14 protein-coding genes and 2 riboswitches are annotated in these 18,293 nt (G+C 36.2%); of the genes, 9 read left to right on the top strand and 5 right to left on the bottom strand.

The window, feature by feature from the left end; all coding sequences use genetic code 11:
- Positions 1 to 188: 188 nt before the first annotated feature.
- The 3 genes from HMPREF2597_RS02415 to HMPREF2597_RS02425 all read right to left on the bottom strand — a co-directional run bounded on the left by HMPREF2597_RS02415 (position 189) and on the right by HMPREF2597_RS02425 (position 3,217).
- Positions 189 to 476, bottom strand: a complete 288-nt coding sequence (locus tag HMPREF2597_RS02415) for a hypothetical protein (RefSeq protein ID WP_225306521.1) — start codon at positions 474 to 476, stop codon at positions 189 to 191.
- Between the two features lie 518 nt (positions 477 to 994).
- Positions 995 to 2,194: a MalY/PatB family protein gene (locus HMPREF2597_RS02420; RefSeq protein ID WP_002479040.1), complete on the bottom strand. Its 1,200-nt coding sequence runs from the start codon at positions 2,192 to 2,194 to the stop codon at positions 995 to 997.
- Positions 2,195 to 2,707: 513 nt separating this feature from the next.
- Positions 2,708 to 3,217, bottom strand: coding sequence for an HdeD family acid-resistance protein (locus tag HMPREF2597_RS02425; protein WP_041612285.1), 510 nt, complete (start codon positions 3,215 to 3,217; stop codon positions 2,708 to 2,710).
- 298 nt (positions 3,218 to 3,515) lie between these two features.
- Between HMPREF2597_RS02425 and HMPREF2597_RS02430 the strand changes: the two genes are divergently transcribed.
- The 3 genes from HMPREF2597_RS02430 (at position 3,516) to HMPREF2597_RS02440 (ending at position 8,935) form a co-directional block, all read left to right on the top strand.
- A complete protein-coding gene (locus HMPREF2597_RS02430; protein ID WP_070817138.1) occupies positions 3,516 to 4,436 on the top strand; it encodes an FAD:protein FMN transferase in 921 nt (306 codons plus the stop codon).
- Positions 4,437 to 4,513: 77 nt separating this feature from the next.
- Positions 4,514 to 7,546, top strand: a complete 3,033-nt coding sequence (locus HMPREF2597_RS02435) for an NADH-dependent flavin oxidoreductase (protein ID WP_002479043.1) — start codon at positions 4,514 to 4,516, stop codon at positions 7,544 to 7,546.
- A 12-nt stretch (positions 7,547 to 7,558) separates the two neighbouring features.
- The gene (locus HMPREF2597_RS02440) at positions 7,559 to 8,935 is read left to right on the top strand and encodes an MFS transporter (protein WP_037553850.1); all 1,377 of its coding nucleotides are present in this window, start codon (positions 7,559 to 7,561) and stop codon (positions 8,933 to 8,935) included.
- Positions 8,936 to 9,366: 431 nt separating this feature from the next.
- Here the strand turns inward: HMPREF2597_RS02440 and HMPREF2597_RS02445 are convergent, their stop codons facing one another.
- Positions 9,367 to 9,939, bottom strand: coding sequence for an ECF transporter S component (locus HMPREF2597_RS02445; protein ID WP_002479045.1), 573 nt, complete (start codon positions 9,937 to 9,939; stop codon positions 9,367 to 9,369).
- A 136-nt stretch (positions 9,940 to 10,075) separates the two neighbouring features.
- A riboswitch (TPP riboswitch) is annotated at positions 10,076 to 10,174 on the bottom strand.
- Positions 10,175 to 10,271: 97 nt separating this feature from the next.
- Positions 10,272 to 10,371: riboswitch (TPP riboswitch) on the top strand.
- Between the two features lie 71 nt (positions 10,372 to 10,442).
- On the opposite strand from HMPREF2597_RS02445, the gene HMPREF2597_RS02450 reads away from it, so the two are divergent.
- From HMPREF2597_RS02450 to HMPREF2597_RS02460, 3 genes are read left to right on the top strand one after another with little or no spacing between them, the layout of a single operon-like run.
- Entirely contained in the window at positions 10,443 to 11,510 is a 1,068-nt protein-coding gene (locus tag HMPREF2597_RS02450) for a LuxE/PaaK family acyltransferase (RefSeq protein WP_002460757.1), read from the top strand.
- Between the two features lie 12 nt (positions 11,511 to 11,522).
- A complete protein-coding gene (locus HMPREF2597_RS02455) occupies positions 11,523 to 12,956 on the top strand; it encodes an acyl-CoA reductase (RefSeq protein ID WP_002479047.1) in 1,434 nt (477 codons plus the stop codon).
- 20 nt (positions 12,957 to 12,976) lie between these two features.
- The gene (locus HMPREF2597_RS02460) at positions 12,977 to 13,747 is read left to right on the top strand and encodes an SDR family oxidoreductase (protein WP_012990682.1); all 771 of its coding nucleotides are present in this window, start codon (positions 12,977 to 12,979) and stop codon (positions 13,745 to 13,747) included.
- A gap of 205 nt (positions 13,748 to 13,952) precedes the next feature.
- Here HMPREF2597_RS02460 and HMPREF2597_RS02465 read toward each other — a convergent pair whose 3' ends face one another.
- The gene (locus HMPREF2597_RS02465) at positions 13,953 to 15,488 is read right to left on the bottom strand and encodes a PTS transporter subunit EIIC (protein ID WP_002479049.1); all 1,536 of its coding nucleotides are present in this window, start codon (positions 15,486 to 15,488) and stop codon (positions 13,953 to 13,955) included.
- 247 nt (positions 15,489 to 15,735) lie between these two features.
- Between HMPREF2597_RS02465 and HMPREF2597_RS02470 the strand changes: the two genes are divergently transcribed.
- The 3 genes from HMPREF2597_RS02470 (at position 15,736) to HMPREF2597_RS02480 (ending at position 18,108) form a co-directional block, all read left to right on the top strand.
- On the top strand, positions 15,736 to 16,314 hold the full coding sequence (locus HMPREF2597_RS02470; protein WP_012990681.1) for a hypothetical protein: 579 nt from the start codon (positions 15,736 to 15,738) through the stop codon (positions 16,312 to 16,314).
- A 103-nt stretch (positions 16,315 to 16,417) separates the two neighbouring features.
- Complete coding sequence (locus HMPREF2597_RS02475) at positions 16,418 to 17,173, top strand: SDR family oxidoreductase (protein WP_002460763.1); 756 nt, start codon at positions 16,418 to 16,420, stop codon at positions 17,171 to 17,173.
- A gap of 137 nt (positions 17,174 to 17,310) precedes the next feature.
- Complete coding sequence (locus HMPREF2597_RS02480; protein WP_002479051.1) at positions 17,311 to 18,108, top strand: arylamine N-acetyltransferase; 798 nt, start codon at positions 17,311 to 17,313, stop codon at positions 18,106 to 18,108.
- The last annotated feature ends 185 nt before the right edge of the window (positions 18,109 to 18,293 follow it).

An 18,293-nucleotide genomic window follows, 5' to 3' on the forward strand; every position in this document is an offset into this window, starting at 1 on the left:
TCCTTTTCAGCGTTTAACACTTAGTGTAATGCCTCATCTATGTTTTCTATAACATCAAAATAATTGCATTAAAAAAGGAGCAGGATAGAATTCATTATGAATTCGTAGTCCAGCCCCGGCATGATTTAAATATGTATCTCCAATCTTTTTTAGCAACGTCAAAATTCAACTTAACATTGTTATATCTTCTATAACTTTAAATCCTTACTTTCATTTTCAGCGTGTTTTTTCTTACAATCTTCTTGAGCACTTACCCATTGCCCTAATAAAAAAAGCTCTGCAATAATTGTTAAAAGGATGGTCCCAATTAATTTCAATCCTAAAATCCCTGTAATATGCATATAAACAATTACTGCCAAGGTAATAATTGGAATAATTAATCCAAATCGTTTTTTCCCTGTACGTGATAATAAATATTGTGTAGCAATAACAGCAGAAGCTAATAGCACAGGTGTTATTATTTTTAATATTTCCATAAATGTTCCCAACATCATCAACCTTTCTCTTTCTTGTTATTCAACCCCAAAAACATTTTCGCATCATTTAAACTCAACTTTTCTTCAACTTCTAAGCTATAAACATTCTTTACTAAAGGATTTTCAATTGTATCATCAGCGCATTTAACTCGCTAGCTCATATGTGTTAAGTAGCTGCTTAACAGTAGGATAATAAACATCATAGTATTTAAATAATGCATTTAATGACGCAAACAACAGTACCAATTTTTTAATCAATTTAAAATCTGTTTAATCTTATTTAACTATCCAACTTACACTATGACTGTAATTCATACTTATTCCTTCTAATGTGCAATATATCACAATTTTGATGTTATTAAGCTTAAATTTTTCTTAATTGATGTTTAAACTTTGCTTATGTCTTTTCGATATAATCATAAGAAATATGCCTTTCACAAATTAAAATAAGGTGCATCCCTAACAGTCAGATTATTGTCCAACTTTTGAGATGCACCTTAGAAAAATGATGGTTTCAACTATGACATAAGTGCTGCTTTAATTTTAGTTAATCCTTGCTGTAACACTGTTCTTGGCACAGCTAAATTAATTCTGATATGACCATCTGCATTATGTACAAACTGTTCTTGACCTTCGATTATCACGCCTGCCCGCTTAATAAAATACTTCGCCATAGGTTCAGAAATATGCTGCTGCGTGATATAATCACTCAAATCTATCCAAGCCAAATATGTTGCTTCTGGGATTTTAAATTTCGCATTTGGAAGCTCTTGTTGTAAAAATTGTTTTAACCATTCAAAGTTGCCATCTAAATAAGTATTCATAGCTTGTAGCCAATCTTCACCTTGTTCATAAGCAGCTTGAGTTGCTGCAATACTCAATGGATTCTCACTACCAAAATGTTGTTGCTTCCATGTATTTAATAGTCCTTTATGCCTAATAATTAGATTTGAAAACATAAGCCCAGCTATGTTAAACGCTTTGCTTTGTGACATGGCTGTAATAACTTTATCATAGTCAGAAAGAACGGTCGCAAATGGTAAATGTTGCATGCCTTTTCTCATTATATCGCAGTGAATTTCATCAGAAATTAACCACACATCATGTGCTTTCATAATATTTCCGAAGCGTTCTAATTCCTCACGTGACCATACACGTCCAGATGGATTATGTGGATTGCAGAAAATACATAGCTTAATATTATGTTGTACAATTTGACGTTCTACATCATCAAAATCAATGCGATAATACTCCTCTTCGTTGATAAGTGGTGAGTAGTGTACCTCAACTTGATTCTCATCACATGCCATTTTAAATGGACCATAACTTGGCGTTAAAATAAGTGCATGATCTTCATTGTTACAAATATAACTTACTAACTCTATCAATCCGGCAACGATTCCATGAGAAAAGACCAATTGCTCTTGCGGAAAGTGATAGCCGTAACGTGATTGCGTCCATTTAACAAATGCGTTGTAATAATCCACATGGAATACTTGTGTGTAGCCTAAAATTTTTTGATCTAAACGACGACGAATGGCATTCAGTACCACGTCAGGTGTCGCAAAATCCATGTCCGCTATCCATAAGCGAATTAAGTCATCAGTATGTTGTAAATCTGACACATCTGCATTACCAAATAAATATGGCAGATAGCCTTCAACATTCATCGCATTGGTTGAACGTCTATCAATGATTTCATCAAAATTATATGTCATATCAGTACCTCCGCTAAGTCTTTATACCGATTATAGCCTATTATTTTCTTTTATTCATTTACAATCTATAACAAGTGAAAAGACAGTGTGGAACATAAATAGAACGGATTAAAATTGCAACGCCAAAATCTTTTTATCAAGTATAGTTTCCACAATATCATTTGAACGCATAAAAACCGAAGTTTTATTAGTAGCAGATGTTGCATCATGTTACCATGCTTATTTCTTAAAAAACTTCGCCGTAAAACGACACATGAATACGTAATATATATAACGAGACACCCGAGAATACAGTGTTCGACAAAGACCGGCCCCCCAACAAAGAGAATTTCGAAAAGAAATTCGCCAAACAAAGCAAGTTGGGGTGAAGAGATAGCACTCTATGCATACGAGTCAATCATACGACGTATTATGAATAAAGAAGCCAGTAAATGAGTTTTTGTAAACTCATTTACTGGCTAAATTTCTAGTGTTTATATCACAATCTGTTCAACTATTATAAATAATTTAAATTTAAGCCAATCCATCCACGATATACATTACGCCTATGATGGTAAAACTTATGCCAATCATCATCGATACAATGACCATTCCCATCATTGGATTAAACAGCAGAATAATACCAAATAGCAAACCAAGCATATTGATCAAAATTGATAGTCCTTTAAATCGCCCTTGTCCTGACAATGTCATTAAACCAATGACTGAGCTAATCACAAACCAAACGGCAAACATGTAGATAAAAAAGGCTGAGCCTACACCAACATTGAACATGACTAGTAGACCAAATATAATGTCAATTATCGCCATAAACGTTGTTAAAGTGCCACTACCAGTCATCGCCTTGGCTGCTCTTCTGAAAAAGAGCCCTAATATACCATTAATCACAATAAATACACCAATTAGCCACGTTAAGGCATAAAAATTTTTAACCGGATGACTAAAAATAATAATAGCAGTAATCAATAATAGGGTTCCCATAATGAGACTTGACCATTTTAATTTGTCATTTTGATTACGCATCATTCACACTCCTTGCATTTCCGTTGTTTATGTTAAGGCCAATCCAATAAGCAAGCCAAATATAAAACAACTTATTATTTATCTACTAAATACCCCTATAACACAACTATAATCATGACATATCCACTAGTTAAACAATTAAAATACATTAAGAATTACTTATTATGATTATTAAAAATAATAGCATAATATTATTATGACATTTTAATGACATCAATCATTTATTATTGTATGCATGCTATGATAATAATTGAACGTTGACAAAGTTTCGAAGCAATTTAAAAAGGAGGGCTGTCTATTGAACAAACGGCAAATTAAGGCAATGGGAACCCTCATACAACTATCTATCAATCACGATGATGCAGAATACTTATTCGATTTCGCTGAAGCCAAAATTAGAGCTTGGGAACAACGTTTTAGCGCGAACAATACCCAATCAGAGTTGATGGCAATCAATCAACAAGCCGGTATTCGTCCAGTTCAGGTACATCCTGAATTGTTTCATCTTATTAAAAAAGCACATCAAGCATCAATGTCATCCAATCTAAAATTAAATATTTTAATTGGTCCCCTCGTCAAGTTATGGCGAATTGGCTTTGAAGATGCTCAATTACCCACAAACACAGAAATTCAACAACGACTAAGACGCATTCAACCACATCACTTATACTTAAACGATGCCAAACATGAGATTTTTTTAGCACAGCATGATATGGAAATCGATTTAGGTGCAATTGCAAAAGGTTATTTTGCCGACGAATTACAAGCATTTTTTCTTCAAAATGGTGTAACTTCAGGCATTATCAATCTTGGAGGTAATGTCATTACAATTGGCAGTCCTGCTACACACAAAACTTGGCATGTAGGTATTAGAGACCCATTTCATCACGATGGATTACCATTATTAACCGTAGAGATACAGCAACAATCAGTCGTGACATCTGGTATTTATGAGCGCTATTTCTATCAAGATGGTCAACTGTATCATCATATTTTGGATAGTACTACTGGCTACCCAGTGAACAATGATATTGCAAGTGTTACGATTATTTCTAACCATTCTATAGATGGCGAAATTTGGTCAACGCTATGTAGCTTCGGCTACGCGCAACAGAATATTGATTTGTTAAACCAAATCGACGGAGTTGAAGGAGTGATTATACGCAAAAATCATGACATCTTGTTTACACATCAATTAAGAACAAAATTGCATTTATAATCTTTGCTCATAAGAGCATATATTTTTTACATCATATTGTGAATGTTTTCACAATACACACTCAGGAGGATGTTATTATGGATAAACACATTACTGATCAGCTGACACTACATTGTGGTGCAACATTAAAGAATCGTGTTTTAATGGCACCAATGACGATTCAAGCTGGCTATTTTGATGGTAGCGTCACTAGAGAGATGATTGACTACTACCAATTTAGAGCTGGGAGTGCATCAGCAATAATTGTCGAAAGTTGCTTCGTTGAAGACCACGGTAGAGGCTTTCCTGGCGCTATAGGTATCGATACGGATGAAAAGATTCCTGGTTTAACACGCTTAGCCGATGCCATTAAATCAAAAGGTTCGAAAGCAATTTTACAACTATATCATGCTGGTCGTATGGCTAATCCAAAATTAAATGCTGGTGAAACACCTATTTCTGCTAGTCCAGTAGCTGCTTTAAGACCTGACGCTTCAGTACCACGAGAAATGACCCACAATCAAATTTTAAACATGATTGAACGCTTTGGAGAAGCAACGAGACGTGCCATTGAAGCAGGTTTTGATGGTGTTGAAATTCATGGTGCTAACACGTACCTTCTACAACAATTTTTCTCTCCACACTCTAACCGCCGACAAGATGACTGGGGCGGATCACGAGAAAAACGAACAAACTTCCCCGTTGAAGTATTGAAAAAAGTACAACAAGTTGCCTCAGAACATCATGCGCAAAATTTTATTATTGGTTACCGCTTCTCCCCTGAAGAAATAGAAGAACCTGGTATTCGCTTTGAAGATACGATGTTCTTACTTAACACCTTGGCACAGTACCATCCAGATTACTTCCATATTTCTGCTAATAGCTATAAACGAACTTCTATCGTTAACCAAGATGATACTGAACCGCTAATTAATAAATATTTATCCCTTCAAAATGAAACATTGGCAGAGATTCCAATCATGGGTGTTGGAAGCATTGCACAACGTGCAGATGCAGAAGAAGCCTTGACTCTAGGCTATGATTTAATGAGTGTTGGTAAAGCTTATTTAGTCGAGCCAAATTGGTTAGAAAAAATATTAAATGACGAAACTGTAGAAGATTTCGCAGATATACACGATCAACAAACGCTACACATTCCTTCACCTTTATGGAAAGTCATGGACTTTATGATTCTTGATAAGGCCGAAGAACATAGAAAATATGAAAAATTAAAAGCATTACAAAATAAAAAAGTAGCGTTTAAAGCAGGAGTTTACAACGTTTATGCAAAAGGACATAATGGTAATTTGCCAATGCAAGTAGAACTGTCTAAAGATAAAATTATAAGCGTTCATGTGGATGACAGCGGCGAGTCTGAAGGAATTGCTAATCCTGTCTTTGAACGTTTACCTCGCGATATTATCGACGGACAAACATTAAATGTTGATGTCATTTCAGGTGCTACCGTAACCAGCCAAGGTATTATTGATGGTATAGCCGATGCCATCACTCAAGCTGGTGAAAATCCAGATATTTTACGAGCTAGACCAAAACCTGTTGTGCAATGGTCAAATGAAACAATAGAAGAAACGACAGATATTGTTGTAATTGGCACGGGTGGTGCTGGATTAAGTGCAGCTGCTACAGCTTTGGATAATAACAAAGAGGTTATTATGTTGGAAAAATTCCCTGCTATTGGTGGTAATACAATTCGAACTGGTGGCCAAGTCAACGCACCAGAACCACAATGGCAAAATCGCTTCCCTGCACTCGCTGGTGAAAGAGATACATTACGTGAACTCTTATCATTAGACGAAGCAAACATTGCTGAGGACTACCTAGAAGATTTCCACAAAGTGAAAGATCAAATCAAAGACTATTTGAACGCTACAGAAGAAGAGAAACCTTATCTCTTTGATTCAATCGAATTACATCGTATACAAACTTATCTTGGTGGTAAGCGCACAGATAAATACGGCGAAGAGATTTCTGGACAATATGATTTAGTTAAAACATTAACAGACAATGTATTAACATCTGTTAAATGGTTGACAGACAAAGGTGTTCATTTTGACCGTTCTTTCGTTGATATGCCTGTAGGTGCGTTATGGCGTCGTGGCCATAAACCTATGAAAGCACAAGGTTTAGAATATGTAGAGACGTTAAGTAACTATGTTAAAACAAACGGCGGACGTATTTTTACAGAAACGACAGCTGAAAAACTGATTGTTGAAGACCATAAAGTGGTTGGTGTTGAAGCACGTAAAGCAAATGGTGCCAAAGTGCATATTCGCGCACGTTACGGTGTCATTCTTGCTACAGGTGGTTTTGGTGCTAATACGAAAATGCTCCAACAATACAATACGTATTGGGATAACATACCTGATGATATTAAAACTACTAATTCCCCTGCCATTACTGGTGACGGTATTCGCTTAGGTGCTCAAGCGGGTGCACAACTTGTAGGCATGGGCTTCACACAAATGATGCCTATTTCCGATCCGAAAACAGGTGCACTCTTTACTGGCTTAATCGTGACACCATCAAACTTTATCTTCGTCAATAAAGATGGTAAACGTTTTGTCAATGAGTTTGAAAGTCGTGATGTCTTATCCAAAGCTGCTTTAGAACAACCTGACGGCTTATTCTACATCATTGCAGATGCGAATATTAAAGAACTCGCAATGAATACATCTGAAGATAAGATTAATCATGAGCTTGAAGACGGCACACTCGTTAAAGCTGATACATTAGCGGCACTAGCTGAAAAATTAAATATAAATCCTGACACATTTATCAATACAATAGAGCGCTATAACGCTGCTGTCGACAAAGGACATGATGATGATTTTGGTAAAAATGCCTTTGATCTTAAAATTGAAAAAGCACCATTCTATGCAACACCACGAAAACCTGCCGTGCATCATACCATGGGTGGTTTAAGTATTAACACAGGTGCTCAAGTACTCGATATTAATGGCCAAGTCATTCAAGGTTTATATGCTTCTGGTGAAGTTGCAGGAGGTATACATGCTGGTAACCGATTAGGTGGTAATGCACTAGCTGATATCTTTACATTTGGTCGTATTGCAGCTCAAACCGCATCAGAGCATCAAGTTATTAAGGAATAGGTCGTGATGAGTATGTCAAATTCATATCAAAAAGGTAAACAACTTATTATTGGAATTATATTAGGTATTTTAACGTATTGGCTTTTTGCGCAATCATTATTGAATATTGCACCTCATGTGCAACATGACTATAAAATAGACATGAGTGTAGTTAATATAGCAGTGAGCTTAACCTCATTACTTACAGGCGTCTTTATCGTTGTAGCAGGCGGATTATCTGATAAATTAGGCCGTGTCAAAATGACCAACATCGGATTAATCCTTAGCATTATTGGTTCTTTAGCACTCATTATCTCAAACATGCCTATCTTATTATTAACAGGACGTGTCTTACAAGGATTGTCAGCAGCTTGTTTATTGCCTTCTACAATTGCTTTAATTAATCAATTTTTTACTGGTGAAGAACGGCAAAAAGCTTTAAGTTTCTGGTCATTTGGCTCTTATGGTGGTACAGGTTTAGCGTCATTATTCGCTGGTACTATTGCAACTTATGTAGGTTGGCGTTGGATTTTTATCCTATCTATCATCTTTGCGTTTATCGCAATTATCTTATTGCGTGGTACACCTGAATCCAAAGATCGTTCTAGCGATGGTAAACGCTTTGATGTCATCGGTATCATTGTCTTTGTAATCATGATGGTCAGTGTCAATGTAGTGATTACGCAAGGATCAAAAATTGGCTGGTTAAGCCCAACCATTTTAACCTTGATGATTATATTTGTACTCACGTTATTTATCTTTTATTTTTACGAACAACGACAACGGCATCCCTTTATCGACTTTAGTTTATTTTCAAACAAGGTCTATATTGGAACAACAATTGCCAATTTATTAGTAAATACCGTGATTGGTTCACTTGCTTTATTCAATATTTTTGCGCAAGCGGGCTTAGGTTTAACCGGAGCACAAGCTGGACTGATTACTATCCCTTATATGCTAGGCAGTCTATTAATGATACGTATTGGTGAGCGTTTTATGCAGAAAAAAGGCCCACAAATCCCATTGATGGCTGGTCCAATATCAATTAGTGTAGGTATTTTGTTGCTTGCCTTAAACTTCTTACCACATATCCTGTATTACATCATTGCTCTTATTGGTTTCTCTTTTATAGGACTGGGATTGGGCTTCTTCGCCACACCAGCGCTATCAACTGCAGTATCTAATGCACCTGAATCTAAGGTCGGTATGGCTTCAGGTATCATTAAAATGACCTCTACATTAGGTGCCGCATTCGGTATCGCTGTAGTAACAACTGTTTATTCAACTTTAGAGATAAACCACACACCTCATATGGCAGCAACTATCGCCCTTATTGTCGGTGCATGTATGGTCATTTCAGCCTTTATAGTAGCTTTCTTAGTTATACCTAAACAACACGTCAAAGCCTAACTTTTCACAGTCTAGGACATCAATACCTCTGACAAGTTAGGGCGGGGCCCCAACAAAAAGAATTTCAAAAAGAAATTCATCAAGCAAAGCAAGTTGGGGGCGGGGCCCCAACAAAGAGAATTTCTAAAAAGAAATTCATCAAGCAAAGCAAGTTGGGGTATACACAATATTAAGTGTTGTATATAAAAGAAGCACAGAGATGGTTTGATATAAATCATCTTTGTGCTATTATTTTAGAATCTTTTTCTTAGCCTGTTTTATACGATGTGACTTTTACTATTATATAATAATTCAGCGTTTTAGATGATTGAAAAAGCTTGGTATCCAGCGTATTTTCAACCCAGTCAACTAGTGACAATATATAGTTTATAGCCTAAAACATAATGATGTCCCAGACTTTCTTTTTAATAATCAAAGTTATCACTGTATCTTTATAACGAATCGATATCTTTTTTCGTCGATGATTGATACAAGCGTGTAACACCTGTTTTCTCTAGTGATAGGACAATATAATAGCCAAATAATCCTGATAAAATGGTTCCACTTAAAATGCGAATCGTATAAAGTAATATCACATTCCACCACGGCATATTGCCTAAATAATTAAAGAACCAATCGACAGGAACGGTAAAAATTCCTGCAGTTGCCCCTGCCAACATGGCAACAGATGCTTTCGTTGACTTATATTTAAAAATTAAGAAAATCAATTCACATGCAAGACCTTGTGCAAGACTGTGCATGATGATTGACATGTTTAACTCGCCAGATAATATTGTTTCTCCTGCGCCAGCTGCAAGTTCTGCTAAAATGGCAACACCCGGTTTACGAATGATAAGAAAAGCAACAATCGCCGCGATAAACCATAAACCATATGCAATTTGGTCTAAATGCAATCCTAGTGGTTTTAATGCGGCAACGGTTAAGCCTACCATTTTATAAATAATTCCAAAAATAAAACTAATTAATACGGTGACTAAAATATCTGCTAACGTCAATCTTTTCATTCTTACTCTACTCCTTCGATAACATTGAGCAGAAAAGTACAAAAAAAGAGAGAGACAACAATCTAGTTTCAGAACTTTTGGTTCCGAAAGCATAAGCTGTTCCTGTCTCAACCTCGTAAAAAAAGTATATATATATCCCGCATCCTATATACTTCCCTACGCTAGTATTAACTAGGTCAGGTTCAAAGGGTTTGGATGACACCATCTCAGTTCGAAAACACCCCTAGTACTTATATCTGCATTACTTAAAATATAGTTCATTTAAAATACAATGTCAAAATTATTTTTGCATACACGATCTATCTTCAATATAATAAAAGTATTCCAATATTATACATCACTATGGGTGCATCTTGCTGAGAGAAGTAACTTACTTCAACCATTGAACCTGATATGGCTAATACCAACGTAGGAAAGTGATTAGATTTAATTACCGCTGAGCAGGATGTACCATTATATGATGGTGTATCCTGCTTTTTATTTATGCTTAGGAGGCTGTCCCAATGGATATTACACAAATAAAACAACAGATGACTAACTTTATTACTGACGGTAAATCAGAAGATTTTCCACAAATGGCGCTCACGCTTTTTAACTTTCAATTTAATCATAATTTAGACTATCAAAAATTTTGTATCGCCCAAGGCAAGACACCTCAAACTGTGCGTCAATGGCAAGATATTCCTGCCGTACCTATAGACGCCTTTAAACAAGCGACCTTTAGTGCGATTCCTCCAGAAGATGCAGCATATGTCTTTATGACAAGCGGTACGACACGCGGAATCAAAGGAAAAAATTATCATCTAGATTTAGATGTTTATGATTTAGCTATGACGAAATTTTTTAAGCAAAAGGTCATGCCTCAGATAGAACGTATTGATATGGGTATCTTATTCCCTAGCCCTAATGATATGCCCCATTCATCTTTAGCGCATTACTTAGAGGTTGTTAAACAACAATTTGGAACCTCACTTAGTGACACATTTATTAATCAACAGGGCATTCAATTTGAGTCAGTGGTGCAATCTTTACGTCATGCCGAAGCACAAGGAACACCTTATGCATTATTAGGCGCAAGTTATAGTTTGGTTCATTTCTTGGATTATTTAGCTGACCACGGCCTTTATTTTAAACTACCTAAAGATAGCTTTATCTTTGATACTGGAGGCTATAAAAATCAATCTCGCGATGTACCTCAATCAGAATTTTATAGCACATTAGAAAAACGATTTGGTGTGCCAAAAGATAAATGTATCAATATGTATGGTGTCACAGAATTAAGTACGCAATTTTATGATGATGGCAATGCGGTGTCACCTTCAATCAAGCACGGACCTCATTGGTGTCGTAGTAGAATTGTTAATCCGCTCACATTAGAACCTGTTCCAAATGGAGAAAAAGGTGTCTTAATTCATTATGACTTAGCTAATTATAATTCTGTTGCTGCAATTATGATGGAAGATATTGGTGAAGCACGAAATGATGGCTTTATCTTACATGGACGCACTGAAGGCGCTTTAGCTAAAGGTTGCTCCCTAGCTGTTGAGTCATTTTTAAACACGATGAAATAAAGGAGGATTAATGTGACCATACAACTTGGCTATGTCCCTTTTCTAAAGGCTGAAGACATTCATTATCAAACAATTCAAGTGGGCAACTATACCGTGAAAGTTCCAGACTTAACACAATCTCAATTAACTAACGTGTGTCATCAAATTAAATCGGCCAGATATCATTTACAAGCATATACGATTAATGACATCATTGACGTAATTGATCACGCCATCCAGATATTATTAGACCGCACATCTAAATGGCGTCAATTAGCTGAAGAAATTTTACCGCAATCAACGGGTTATCCTTTTGACATAATAAAGGTTGGGCTAACGCGTTATTTAATGACTTTCCGGAAGCATCAACTACATCGTTTTATCGCGGAAGACTTACCTAACCCACAAATACTTAATCAGTTTATTCCAAATCATAAAGGGGGTTATACTAAGGCCGTTAGTCCTGCACTCATCACCCATTTATGGTCTGGCAATATACCAGGACTACCATTATGGAGCTTTATTAGTAGCTTATTAGTGAAATCTGGTAGCATTTGTAAATTACCGCATGCTGAACCCTTTTTAGCTAGTTGGTTCGCAGAAATTATTGCGGAAATCGATCCTGTTATTGCTCAATGCTTCGCCGTCATTCATTGGCCTGGTGGCGAGACACAATTAGAAAGTATTGCCATTGAACAATCAGACGTTATTTTAGGTTACGGCAATAATGATGTTCTGTCTGCCATTGCTCAACGAATTCCCGTGACTAAACGTTTCTTAGCTTATGGCGAAAAGGTCAGCTTAGCCTTAATAGGCAATGAAACATTATCTCCTAATAAAGTAGAGCAAGTAACTCGAAATATTGCCCGGGAAATTGCTAACTATGATCAGCAAGGCTGTTATTCACCACAAATGATTTTTATACAACAGGGTGGCAACTATCATCCTCTACAAGTTGCTCAAATGATTGCACATCAGCTACAACAACTTGAACAACTTTTCCCTGTTCAATCATTCAATTTACAAGATAGTATGACCAGATCACATTGGTTACAACAAGAAGAGACGCAAGCTTTACTTACTGATGATATACATGTTTTTAAAGGTTCTCATGCGTCATGGATTGTCACCTTCCATAAACAATTAACCTTTTTACCAAGTCCATTAAATCGATTTGTTAGAATTATGCCATTTACCAACATTACACAGCTAACACAGCTGCTCACACCTTATCGTTCATATTTACAAACGGTTGGCATTGCAGCTGCGACTGAAAAAATGTTTCAGTGGTCTGAAGCACTGGCTCAAGTAGGTGTCTGTCGTTTTTCAAGTCTTGAAACAATGACTTTACCGGAAGCTGGTTGGCATCATGATGGTGGCTTTAACTTACGCGATTTACTAAGCTTTGTCGATATTGAACAACCATTATTATCCAGCAGTGAACATTTTGTCGATTATGAAATTTAATTTTCAAAGAAGGAGGAATGATGATGACTACGTTACAAGACCAAGTCATACTCATCACTGGTGCAAGTAGAGGTATTGGCAGTGCCATCGCAGAAGCATGTGCTCAATCCGGTGCACACGTTATTATCAACTATAAATCCAATACACAAGCGGCACAAAAAACTGTGTCACAGTGTCAAGCACATGGCGGTATTGCTGAAGCGATACAAGCAGATATCAATCAACGTCAACAAGTAGATGAGATGATGCATTATATACAGAATAATTATGGCAAACTCTCATGCGTTGTAAACAATGCCTTTCGTCCATTCGAATTTAATGCTGAAACCCGTCAAGTCGCAGATGAGATGAATTGGCAAGATTACGCGACACAATTTGAGGGCGCACTGCTGTATACGCATAATGTGATACAAGCAGCCTTACCCTATTTAAAGCAACAACAAGCAGCTTCAATTATTAATATGACAACAAATTTAATTAAACGGCCTATCGTCCCTTACCATTCTTATAATGTAGCTAAAAGTGCACTAGAAGCCTACACCAAAAATTTAGCAATAGATTTAGGTAAGTATGGTATTCGCGTAAACTGTGTTGCTCCTGGCCTTGTCTATCCAACAAATAATACACTAGCTACGAAAGAACAGCTTAAACAACAATTGATACAGCAAACACCTTTAGGCCGCTATACCGTCCCAGATGATATTGCTGGACCTGTAATGTTTTTAGCAAGTGATTGGAGCCGTTTTATGACAGGACAAGTTCTATATGTTGATGGTGGACTCACAATATAGAATGACATTATGAGAGAACGAATCTGGAACATCATGCAGTAGTTGACTGGATTGAAAATACGTTGATACCAAGCTTGTTTCAATCCTAGTCAACCTTGCCGGGGAGCGGGACAGAATGCATAATAAATTCTGCCCCGCTCCCGTTCGAAATCATATTATATATATCATATTTAACGATGAAAAAGCATATTTTAAACTATGTTCCCTATGATTGTTCTAATAATTCTTCAACTTCATTTTTAATTGTCGTAACGTGAGGACCGTATACAATCTGAGCGCCGTTACCTCTAACAATTACACCTTTGGCATCGGTCTTTAACAGTGTGGATTTATCAAGTAAGTCACCATCTTTAAGTGTTACACGCAACCGCGTTGCACAGCAATCTACGACCTCAATATTTTCTTTACCGCCTAACCCTTGGACAATTGTTTCAGCGCGCTCTGTTGAAGCTACTGTGTGTTGTGCTTCTTTATCTTCTCGACCAGGTGTCTTAAAGTTAAAAACAGTAATCAATGTTCTGAAAATCACATAATATAAGACAAACCACACAATACCAATAGGAATGACCCACAGATAATTTGTCTTATCATTACCTTGTAAAACACCAAATAAAATATAATCGATAAACCCACCACTAAATGTTTGTCCTACCGTGATATTAAAAATATCTGCCATCATAAAGGCCAAGCCATCTAAAAATGCATGAATTAAATACAATACTGGCGCAACAAATAAGAAACTAAATTCTAACGGCTCGGTAATCCCTGTCAAAAATGATGTTAATGCTGCAGACAACATTAATCCACCAACAACCTTTTTATGTTGTGGTTTAGCCGTATGATAAATGGCCAATGCCGCGCCACATAACCCAAACATCATCGTAATAAAACGGCCAGACATATAGCGTGAAATACCTGAGAAATAATGTGTGACATGTGGATCTCCTAGCTGTGCTAAAAAGATATTCTGCGTACCACGTACCATATGGCCTCCAACTTCTAATGAACCTCCAAGACCTGTTTGCCAGAATGGTAAATAAAAAATATGATGCAACCCAAATGGACCAAGTAATCTTAAAATAAAACCAAAGAAGAATGTACCAATAACGCCTGTTTTTTCAACTAAACCGCCCGCATTAAAAATCCCACTTTGCACTGTAGGCCAAATATAAAACAAGATAACGCCAAGAAAAATAGCACTTATCGCTGTGACAATAGGTACAAAACGAGAACCACTAAAGAAACCAAGATAAGCAGGTAACGTAATTTTATTATATTTATTATGCAAATAAGCCGTCAAAATACCTGTAACAATCCCACCAAAAACACCTGTTTCTATCGTTTGAATCCCTAACACCATACTTTGTCCATGCTTTGCAAGCTCCGTTGTCTTAGCTAAACCATCAGTTATGACTAGCATCCCATTCATGGTGGCATTCATGATTAAAAAGCCAATCAATGCAGCTAGTCCAGCCGTCCCTTTATCACTACGTGCTAGGCCTATAGCAACACCAATCGCAAAAATAACTGGTAAATTTTGAAAGACAATGTTTCCTGCACTAGACATTAATGTAAAAATATTCTGTAGTATGGCTACATCTAATACTGGATAAGCTTTGACTGTGCTTGGATTACTAAGTGCACCTCCTATGCCAAGTAATAATCCAACAGCAGGTAAAATAGCAATAGGCAACATAAACGATTTCCCAAATTGTTGTGCTTTCTCAAAAACTTTGTTCACTGTTTACACTCCTCCCAATAAGCAAGAACCACATTGTATGTATATGGGTTCGTTTTCACATATACTATAATGTCGCAGAAAATTATTATCAATCTTTTTTAGTATTTTGAAAAAACTTTTCAAAAGAGCACTTGAACAACTAATTTTATATCAGTCTAAATAAACAACAAATTATTTCATATAATTTATACTTCAATATTTATATATAATAAAATTACTACGCCATACATAAGAAAGGTCGCTAACCATGGAGGAAGTATTGATAAATGATAGCTTTTCAAATTTAACATATACAAAACTTAAACGATTTAATAAAGATTATTGGAAATTTGTCTTAATCATGTTTCCAACCATACCAATATCTGCTATATTGCCTTATTTAGGAAATATATATTTAAAAAATAATAAAGATAATATATTTGTCCATGGAACCATATTCCCAGATAATTGGACGATTATAGCTGGTTTAATCTTTGCTTTACTATTTTTTTATCTCATTGTGCTTTCACCGCTTCTCTCATTTAAAAATGACGTGCAAACTGAAATTGACATCGTAAATAGCGTACTTATAAACAATCAGGGTGAGCTTCACTCATTTATTCACTTAATTAGGTGTGATCATTTTGAAACTGAGTATTACGAACATTTAATTACATTTATCTCAAGAGAATATACACGCGTAACTAAGCAAGATTTATCTCATGAGCAGCAAACACGCTATGACGAAGTACAGCCACATTTATCATTAGATGAAGCGCATCGCTATGTACGAGAATTGTATTTAACATTGGAAAAATGTTATAACAACATTAACCTACCAGAATAGTCATGCCTTGTATTGTCAAATAGCATTTATGATTTAATTGGTTTAAGATCTCCTTTTTGATGGAATAGAGAGAGTGAAAATTAATTAATCATGAGGTGATGGAATGTTTAAGTTAACAAATCAAATTGCACTCGTTACTGGCGGTGCTAATGGTATTGGCAAAGGCATTGCAGCAGCATTAGCCCAAGCAGGTGCTAAAGTGATTATTGGGGATATTGATGACACACGTGGTAAAGAAACGGCACGTGAATTGAACGGAGACTTCATTGAGTTAGATGTCACACAGCATGACCAAGTTAAAGACGTCGTTGATCAAATTGTTGCTAAATATGAACGCATTGATATTCTGGCATCAAACACAGGTGTATACCCACAAATTGATATCGAATCATTGACTGAAGCAGATTGGGATTATATTCAAAATATTAATCTAAAAGGTATGTTTTTTGTAACACAAGCTGTGTTAAAAGTAATGAAAGCACAGCGTTATGGTCGTGTCATCATTACTTCTTCTGTTACTGGGCCAATTACTGGCTACCCTGGTTGGGCGCACTATGGTGCCTCTAAAGCAGGTCAATTAGGCTTTATGCGCAGTGCGGCACTAGAGTATGCGAAATATGGTATAACTGTAAACGCTGTACAACCAGGAAATGTATTAACTGACGGATTAAAAGCTCAAGGTGAAGCTTATTTAGAAGGCACACGTAAAATTATTCCTACACATGAATTAGGCGAACCTTTAGATATTGGTTATGCGGTAACATTCTTTGCGTCACAAGAAGCAAAATTTATTACTGGCCAAAGCCTAGTTATCGATGGTGGTCAATTGTTACCCGAAGAACCTGATGGTGTACTATGAAAATAGCACTGCTTTAATAAAACGGGGATGGTGTTACCCCGTTTTTTTATTTTTAAAAATTGATAAAACATCATAATTGTAACAAGATATAACGATTGTTAACATTGCGTCTATAACTGATTATAAAAGGAGATTTTATGATGAATATCCGAGCGTTTGAGCACTATATGAGCATTGATTCTGAACGCTATTCAGAACCATCGCTAGAAGCACTAAATGATTATGCAACATGCTTTATGTATACGGTGCCTTTTGAAAATATCAACGTTCAAAATGGCATACCTATCTCTGTCGACATCAATGATTTATACCATAAAATTGTCAACAATCATCGCGGAGGTTTTTGTTATGAATTAAACACGTTATTCCAGACGTATTTAAAAGCTAAAGGTTTTGATGCACAGATGATGTCAGCTACCGTTCACACAGCAAACGGGGGACATCGGTTAGAAGGCTCACACGTGTCACTCGTCGTTCCATTACAAGGGACATATTATGTGACCGATGTAGGATTTGGTGATTTACCACTTCATGCGATGCCTATTACTTTAGAACAAGATAGTCAACCTGTACAAGATATATCTGGAACATTTCGTGCCATATTTGAAAATGAAAATAAAACAAGATTTTTTGTCCAAAAATGGGAAAGTGATACTTGGAAAACGAAATACGATGCAATATTAAAAGCATCTTCAATTGATGCATTTAAAGATAAAATTAACTATAATGAGACACATCCCGATTCTATCTTTGTTCAAAACTTACTCATCACACAGCCTAAATCATATGGTCGTGTAACAATGTCCCAACAACATCTTACGGTGACTAAACAAAACAAAAAAGTACAATACGACGTCACACCTCAAAATTATCGTCAGCTGTTACAAGATTATTTTAATCTTAATGTGACGATTGATCGGCTAGAACTATCATAATAGAAATTTCAATTGTATAACATATGTTATGCTGATTTTATACACAAGTTACCTCATTCGTTTAGCACCGAAAAACTGGCTAAACCAGTTTTTCTAACAAAGTAAGCTACCCACTAAGCAAAAGCGTCAACTATACGAAGTATTGAATATAAAAAGGAGCGGGACAGAATTCATAATGAATTCGT

This window comes from Staphylococcus sp. HMSC063A07, assembly GCF_001836955.1.
Lineage (GTDB): Bacteria > Bacillota > Bacilli > Staphylococcales > Staphylococcaceae > Staphylococcus > Staphylococcus lugdunensis.

What these genes read in the sequence shown, in the direction of transcription:
- HMPREF2597_RS02415 (WP_225306521.1), bottom strand. Translation starts at nt 476, where the DNA reads ATGGAAATATTAAAAATAATAACACCTGTGCTATTAGCTTCTGCTGTT.
- HMPREF2597_RS02420 (WP_002479040.1), bottom strand. Translation starts at nt 2,194, where the DNA reads ATGACATATAATTTTGATGAAATCATTGATAGACGTTCAACCAATGCG.
- HMPREF2597_RS02425 (WP_041612285.1), bottom strand. Translation starts at nt 3,217, where the DNA reads ATGCGTAATCAAAATGACAAATTAAAATGGTCAAGTCTCATTATGGGA.
- HMPREF2597_RS02435 (WP_002479043.1), top strand. Translation starts at nt 4,514, where the DNA reads ATGGATAAACACATTACTGATCAGCTGACACTACATTGTGGTGCAACA.
- HMPREF2597_RS02440 (WP_037553850.1), top strand. Translation starts at nt 7,559, where the DNA reads ATGTCAAATTCATATCAAAAAGGTAAACAACTTATTATTGGAATTATA.
- HMPREF2597_RS02445 (WP_002479045.1), bottom strand. Translation starts at nt 9,939, where the DNA reads ATGAAAAGATTGACGTTAGCAGATATTTTAGTCACCGTATTAATTAGT.
- HMPREF2597_RS02450 (WP_002460757.1), top strand. Translation starts at nt 10,443, where the DNA reads ATGGATATTACACAAATAAAACAACAGATGACTAACTTTATTACTGAC.
- HMPREF2597_RS02460 (WP_012990682.1), top strand. Translation starts at nt 12,977, where the DNA reads ATGATGACTACGTTACAAGACCAAGTCATACTCATCACTGGTGCAAGT.
- HMPREF2597_RS02470 (WP_012990681.1), top strand. Translation starts at nt 15,736, where the DNA reads ATGGAGGAAGTATTGATAAATGATAGCTTTTCAAATTTAACATATACA.
- HMPREF2597_RS02475 (WP_002460763.1), top strand. Translation starts at nt 16,418, where the DNA reads ATGTTTAAGTTAACAAATCAAATTGCACTCGTTACTGGCGGTGCTAAT.
- HMPREF2597_RS02480 (WP_002479051.1), top strand. Translation starts at nt 17,311, where the DNA reads ATGATGAATATCCGAGCGTTTGAGCACTATATGAGCATTGATTCTGAA.